The organism is Paraburkholderia rhynchosiae, from assembly GCF_002879865.1.
Lineage (GTDB): Bacteria > Pseudomonadota > Gammaproteobacteria > Burkholderiales > Burkholderiaceae > Paraburkholderia > Paraburkholderia rhynchosiae.
In genome coordinates this window covers 396,781-402,838 of the sequence record NZ_PNXY01000004.1, presented here as the reverse complement: position 1 = coordinate 402,838, position 6,058 = coordinate 396,781, and the positions used below count along the sequence as shown (strand labels likewise).

6 protein-coding genes and 1 pseudogene are annotated in these 6,058 nt (G+C 61.1%); 5 read left to right on the top strand and 2 right to left on the bottom strand.

All coding sequences use genetic code 11. The features are described 5' to 3' along the window. The first annotated feature begins 33 nt into the window (after positions 1-33). The 4 genes and pseudogenes from C0Z16_RS08360 (at position 34) to C0Z16_RS08345 (ending at position 3,336) form a co-directional block, all read left to right on the top strand. Positions 34-285: a tyrosine-type recombinase/integrase gene (locus tag C0Z16_RS08360; protein WP_279635057.1), complete on the top strand. Its 252-nt coding sequence runs from the start codon at positions 34-36 to the stop codon at positions 283-285. Between the two features lie 94 nt (positions 286-379). Continuing rightward, positions 380-1,228, top strand: a pseudogene (locus C0Z16_RS08355) (IS91 family transposase); the annotation flags it as partial. Between the two features lie 108 nt (positions 1,229-1,336). Continuing rightward, the gene (locus C0Z16_RS08350) at positions 1,337-2,605 is read left to right on the top strand and encodes an IS256 family transposase (RefSeq protein WP_102631688.1); all 1,269 of its coding nucleotides are present in this window, start codon (positions 1,337-1,339) and stop codon (positions 2,603-2,605) included. A gap of 350 nt (positions 2,606-2,955) precedes the next feature. After that, positions 2,956-3,336: a hypothetical protein gene (locus C0Z16_RS08345; RefSeq protein WP_102631687.1), complete on the top strand. Its 381-nt coding sequence runs from the start codon at positions 2,956-2,958 to the stop codon at positions 3,334-3,336. Positions 3,337-3,562: 226 nt separating this feature from the next. Here C0Z16_RS08345 and copM read toward each other — a convergent pair whose 3' ends face one another. Then, entirely contained in the window at positions 3,563-3,961 is a 399-nt protein-coding gene (copM, locus tag C0Z16_RS08340) for a CopM family metallochaperone (protein ID WP_102631686.1), read from the bottom strand. A 44-nt stretch (positions 3,962-4,005) separates the two neighbouring features. Further along, positions 4,006-4,203 carry a heavy-metal-associated domain-containing protein gene (locus tag C0Z16_RS08335; protein ID WP_102631685.1) on the bottom strand — a complete coding sequence of 66 codons (198 nt, stop codon included), beginning with the start codon at positions 4,201-4,203 and terminating at the stop codon, positions 4,006-4,008. A gap of 245 nt (positions 4,204-4,448) precedes the next feature. Between C0Z16_RS08335 and C0Z16_RS08330 the strand changes: the two genes are divergently transcribed. After that, a complete protein-coding gene (locus C0Z16_RS08330) occupies positions 4,449-6,026 on the top strand; it encodes a tetratricopeptide repeat protein (RefSeq protein WP_102631684.1) in 1,578 nt (525 codons plus the stop codon). The last annotated feature ends 32 nt before the right edge of the window (positions 6,027-6,058 follow it).

The window sequence follows — 6,058 nt, the reverse complement described above, 5'->3', positions numbered from 1 at the left end:
CACACTGCGACGGCTAGTCATAAGTGCCCCTCGCTGTCGAAGAAGCAGGTATCACCGCACGTCTTGAGGCATACCTGTGCAATGATAGTACTACGAAGCACTCAGGACATCAGAAAGGTGTCCCTGTGGCTCGGGCACAGCGATCTGGCGACCACTGAAATCTACACTCGCTCTGATCCAACTGAGAAGCTCGAAGCCCTCAACGCGATCGTCCCACCGCATTTGCGCAGGGGTTCGTTCCGGCCATCCGATAAGGTAATCGCCATGCTCAGGGCCAAGCTTTAATGGAGAGAAAAAAGGGGCGCGGAGTTCGCTCCGTGCCCGCTCAGGGCGTGCCTTCTCCCCATAGGAAAACACTTCCCATAAGGCAGGTAATGGAGTGAACTCCATTACCTGCCGTAACCGCCATTGCCCGAAGTGTCAGGCGAGCGCCGCGCACCGGTGGCTCGAGGCACGTCAGGCCGATCTGCTACCGGTCGAGTACTACCACGTCGTCTTTACGCTGCCCGCCGCGATCAGCGCGATCGCCTGGTACAACAAGGCGGTGCTCTACAGCCTGCTGTTCGATGTTGCCGCCGAAACCCTGCGCACCATTGCCGCCGATCCAAAGCATCTGGGCGCGCAGATCGGCGCGACGCTGGTGCTGCATACGTGGGGCTCGGCACTGACGCACCATCCGCACGTGCACGGCATCGTCCCAGGTGGTGGCCTGTCGCCTGACGGCGAGCGGTGGGTCGCATGCCGGCCCGGCTTTTTCCTGCCGGTGCGCGTGCTCTCGCGCCTGTTCCGGCGCCGTTTCCTGGAAGAACTCGCGGCAATGCATGGTCGCGGTCAGCTACGCTTCTTCGGCGAGTATGCCGCGCTTGCCGATCAGGCTACCTTCGCCCGGTGGCTCGCGCCGTTGCGCGCGTGTGAATGGGTGGTGTATGCGAAGCGCCCGTTCGCCGGACCCGGGGCCGTACTCGCGTATCTGTCGCGCTATACGCATCGCGTGGCCATCTCCAACCGGCGACTTATCGCGCTCGATGAGCAGGGCGTGACCTTCCACTGGAAGGATTACCGCGCCAGGGGGCGCACCCGCTACAAGACCATGACGCTCGAGGCCGGTGAGTTCATGCGTCGATTCCTGCTGCACGTGCTGCCAGGCGGGTTTCATCGCATCCGTCACTATGGGCTGCTTGCCAATCCGGTGCGACGGCAGAACCTCGCGAGCATACGTGCGTTGCTGCACGCCCCAGCAGTCACTGACGCCAGCGATGACACCTGTGCGGATACCAGCAGCCTGTCAGATTTTCTGTGTGCCGAGGTCATGAGACGATAACGGAAATAACGTCCTATGACCGAAGCAACCGTGACAAAGAAGAACAAGAACCCGAAGGCACCAAAGCTGTTTCCCGATGAGCTGATCGACCAATTGCTTGCCCAGGTGCAGGGCAAGGATGCTGAGTCGGTCCTGGGCGAATCAGGTCTGGCCGGCCAGCTCAAGAAACGGCTGGCCGAGCGCATGCTCGCGGCCGAGTTGAGCCACCATCTGGAAGCCGAGACCGAGCAAGGCAAGTCCGGCAACCACCGCAACGGCACCAGCCCCAAGACGGTCCTGACGCCCAATGGCGAACTGATGCTGGATATTCCGCGCGACCGGCAAGCGACATTCGAGCCGCAGTTGGTCGGCAAGTATCAACGCCGGCTACCGGGCTTCGATGACCACGTCATCAGCATGTATGCGCGCGGCATGAGCGTGCGCGAGATTCAGGGCCATTTGCTGCAGTTGTACGGGCTGCAGGTGTCGCCCGATCTGATTTCGACGGTCACCGACGAGGTGATGGCTGAGGTCGAGCAGTGGCAGCAACGCCCGCTCGAGGCCATGTATCCGATCGTGTACTTTGACGCGCTGCGCCTGAAGATCCGCGACGAAGGCACGGTCAGGAACAAGGCGGTCTATCTGGCGCTGGGCATCCGCGCCGACGGTCGCAAGGAAGTGCTGGGCTTGTGGATCGAGCAAACCGAGGGCGCCAAGTTCTGGCTGAAGGTTTTCAACGAACTGAAGAACCGCGGCTTGCACGACATCCTGATCGCGGTGGTTGACGGCTTACGCGGCTTCCCCGAAGCGATCGAGGCAGTCTATCCGGCCGCCCAGATCCAGACCTGCATCGTCCATCTGATCCGCAATTCGCTGAATCTGGCGAGCTGGAAGGACCGCAAGCCGCTGGCTGCCGCGATCAAGCCGATCTACCAGGCCGCCACCGCCGAGGCGGCGGCAGCGGCGCTCGACGCCTTTGCGGGCAGCGAGTGGGGCCGCAAATTCGCTACCGTCACGGCGATGTGGCAGCGCCAATGGGAACAGGTGATCCCCTTCTTCGCCTATCCGCCTGAGGTACGTCGAATTGTATATACGACAAACGCGATCGAAAGCATGCACATGCAGTTGCGCAAGATCGTCAAGAACCGCGGCCACTTCCCGAGCGACGAGGCAGCCAGCAAACTGCTGTATCTGGCCTTGCGCAACATCGAAAAGGACTGGAAGATGCCGCCTATCACCTGGCGGCAAGCAGTGAATCAGTTCGCCATTCTGTTCGGCGAGCGGTTCACCAGCGCCATCAACTGAGATTTCTAACCGGCCTCAGCACACAAGATTTCTGACACGTCCCGTGCCACCACCCCTCGCATTTGGCTCACTCAGTTGGAAGCCAACCGCCCCGCTGGCATATAATCTCCACGCCCTCATAAAACACCTGAAGGTCAGGTTTGACAGCCTGCGATCGTAACCGCACAGCCGCTCACGCGGGTCGTGCGTTCACTGCTGCACGTCTATTTTTCAATGGGCGGGCTGTAGAGAGGGAGCCGCAAGGCTCGCCGGTTCGTTGCGATCCCGGTCTGTCAACCCCGCTACGTGCCCGCTCACCCACCACCAACCGAGCCCCGGGCGACCCACTGAAGTCTTAGGGATATCGCACAATGAGTAAGAACAAAAGACAATCGCAATCCGATTCTCGCCCACCCGTCGACGCACTCCAGTACGAAAAGCTTGCTCTCTCGGCTTTCCATCTCTGTGACCGCCAGATGAGCAAACTGGATACGCTGATTACGCTTGCGTCCACGATATGTAGGAATCCTGCAGTCACGGGCGACGAGCGTCGTCGGCAGCAGAGCATGCTCGAGTTGCTCATCAGCACCGGCGAGCAGTACCAGCAGGAGCTTGCTTGCGACCGCGAACTGTTTCAGGTGATCGCGCTGGATGCAAAAGGAATCGCCAAACGGCGCATCACGGCGAGCCGGGCGGCGCGCCTGCTTCAGGAGGCCGAGAGATGGCCCCCGTGGCGCAGGTGCCGGACATGAACGCCGCGCCGCATGGAGCGGCAGGCATGGACGAAGCGTCGAGTGACGACATGGAAGCCGGTCCGGGACCGGGCGTCACTCAACACTAGTCGCACGCGTCATCGAGTAGTCAGCTAGCGAAGGCCGCAGTTTCCCGTTTGTCAGCTGTTTGTCATGCCGTTCATCAGTCATTTCAAGCGGGCGAACTGCGGCCACGCCACGCCACCAGTCGTGGTCCGCCCGCGCGTCACTTGGCCCCGTGCTTCGCCTGCCAGCGCTGCATGAAGCCGATTTCGTCGTGCTGCGCCTTGATGATGTTTTTGGCGAGGCGCTTCAACTCGGGGTCCTTGCCGTACTTGAGTTCGACCTGCGCCATGTCGATTGCGCCCTGGTGATGCGGGATCATATGCGCGACGAAGTCCTTGTCCGCATCGCCGGTGTAGGTCGGCGCGCTCATGTTTTTCATCATTTTGTCGTCTGCGGCTTTGAATGCCTGCGTCGAGTCGCCCGAGCCCGCATCGGCTGAAGCGGACATGTCCATGCCGGGCATGGACGCCGTGTGCTGCGCGTGAACCGGCGTGGCCCCGACGGCAAATGCCACGCCGCTGAATACGCAAAGTGCACGAAAGACGCGAAGATTCTTCATAGTCAATTCCCGTTAAAAAGTTGTTTTAAGTGACGTCCAGGCCATCAGTTTCTCACCGACGGATGGAAGCCCGCCGCCTCGATCGCCTCGATCAACCGCGTCGGCGGCAGCGTCGACGCTATTTTCACGATCTTGATGGACACATCGATGTCGAGCGTCGCAACGGGATCGAGACCGGCGACCGCGCGAGCGATTGCATTGGCGCATCCACCGCAAGTCATATCCGGAACGACTAATTCCATTTGCTATCTCCTGAGACAAATCTCAAGTGAATCCTGGACCTTCCCACGGCGGTAAGGTCAAGTCTGTACGCGAGTGTTTTTACTTTTACTGCTGACGTCAATGTGCGTCCGCGATTCGGAACGGTCCTACATAAGTGCCCGCGCACGCCATTGATAATCGACGCGCAATAACGCGCGGGACGGCATGCTCAGCCTGCGCCGACCCAAACCCCACGGTTCATCAACGCAGAGTCATTCCCGCGATCATGCAAAGCCAATCCCCGGTGTCATCCCAGGCCATTTCGCTCTGGTTCAACGAGGCGGAAGAGGCACGCCTGGCAGGGCGCTTCGACACGGCCCAGGCGCTCCTCGATCGAATCATTGTCCATGATTCGGCTCACGCGGGCGCGCTGTACTCGCGCGGGTTGGTGGCGCTCGCGTCGGGCCAACTGCCACTGGCGCAACGCTGGATTGAGCGAGCCATCGAAGTTCAACCGCAGCCGCCGTTCTTCGACATGCTGTGCTTCATCCAGGTCAAGCTGCGCACGTTTGCCAGCGTTGTGCAGACTGCCAGGGCGGGGCTCGTGCATCAGCCTGATTCGCTTGCGCTTCACTATTACTTTGGCGTAGCGCTGCAATTGCAAGGGCGCGCCGACGAGGCGGCGGCCGTTTATCGCCGGTTGATCGAACTCAAGCCGGATTATGCGCAGGCGCACGCGAACCTGGGAGTCGTCGTGAAAGGCCTGGGCTCGTTGAGCGAAGCCGAGCAGCATCTCAGGCAAGCCATGGCGCTCGACCCGTCGAATCGCGGCGCGCGCGCGAGTCTCAGTCAGGTTCTGCTGGCAGCGGGCTGCTATGAAGAAGCGTGGCCGTACTTTGAAGACCGCTGGGCCAATTTCGTCGATGCGAACGGGCAGCCGGCATCGGAGCGGCCGCAACTAGCATTGCCGCAATGGAAGGGCGAGCGTCCGGACGTGGTGGGCGGCGCGCATGGCGTGCCCGAACGCGGCGCGCGTCTGCTGGTTCTGCCAGAGCAGGGCCACGGCGACAGTCTGCAATTCGTCCGTTATCTGCCACTCGCGCTCGAACGTTTTGCCCAGGTGGGCTATATCTGCCCGCCGCCGTTGCGGCGTCTTTATGAAGAGTCGTTGTGCGCGCACTGGCCAGGTCTCGTCATGCTTGAGGATGTCATGCCGAATGTCAAAGAGTGGGACTGGCAATGCCCATTGATGTCGCTGCCCATGGCATTCGGTACGCGGCTCGACAACATTCCCGCGGCGACATATCTGAGCGCGGACCCGCAGCGCGCTCTCGAGTGGCGCGCGAAACTCGACGCGTTGTGTCAACGAGACTTGCCGCGCGTCGGCGTCGTGTGGGCCGGCGGCCATTCCGGGACGACCGAAGACCGCGCGCGCAGTCTGACATCGGCGCAACTCGCGCCATTGTTCTCGTCGTCGCACGTTCGCTGGATCAGCTTGCAAAAGACCGACGACCTTGCGAAGCGCCCGAGCGCCGCGACAAAAGCGTATCTCATCGACTGGATGGACCACGTGTCGGACTTCGCGGACACTGCCGCGATCATCGACAATCTCGACCTCGTGGTTTCGGTCGATACGTCGGTCGCGCACCTTGCAGCGGCCATGGGCAAGCCGGTCTGGTTGCTCAATCGTTTCGCCGGTTGCTGGCGGTGGCTGCACAATCGCGACGACAGTCCGTGGTATCGGAGCGTGCGCATTTTCGGGCAATCGCAACGAGGCAATTGGGACGAAGTGATCGAGCGCGTCGCGGCCGAACTGAAGCAGCGCTATGAGCCGGGCAGAACTTACCGTTCGTTTGTGCGCTAGCTAACTCAACATCAAGCCGCACTTACTGACTG

Coding starts and splice junctions, on each gene's coding strand:
- C0Z16_RS08335 (WP_102631685.1), bottom strand. CDS start 4,203: ATGGAATTAGTCGTTCCGGATATGACTTGCGGTGGATGCGCCAATGCA.
- C0Z16_RS08330 (WP_102631684.1), top strand. CDS start 4,449: ATGCAAAGCCAATCCCCGGTGTCATCCCAGGCCATTTCGCTCTGGTTC.
- C0Z16_RS08350 (WP_102631688.1), top strand. CDS start 1,337: ATGACCGAAGCAACCGTGACAAAGAAGAACAAGAACCCGAAGGCACCA.
- copM (WP_102631686.1), bottom strand. CDS start 3,961: ATGAAGAATCTTCGCGTCTTTCGTGCACTTTGCGTATTCAGCGGCGTG.
- C0Z16_RS08345 (WP_102631687.1), top strand. CDS start 2,956: ATGAGTAAGAACAAAAGACAATCGCAATCCGATTCTCGCCCACCCGTC.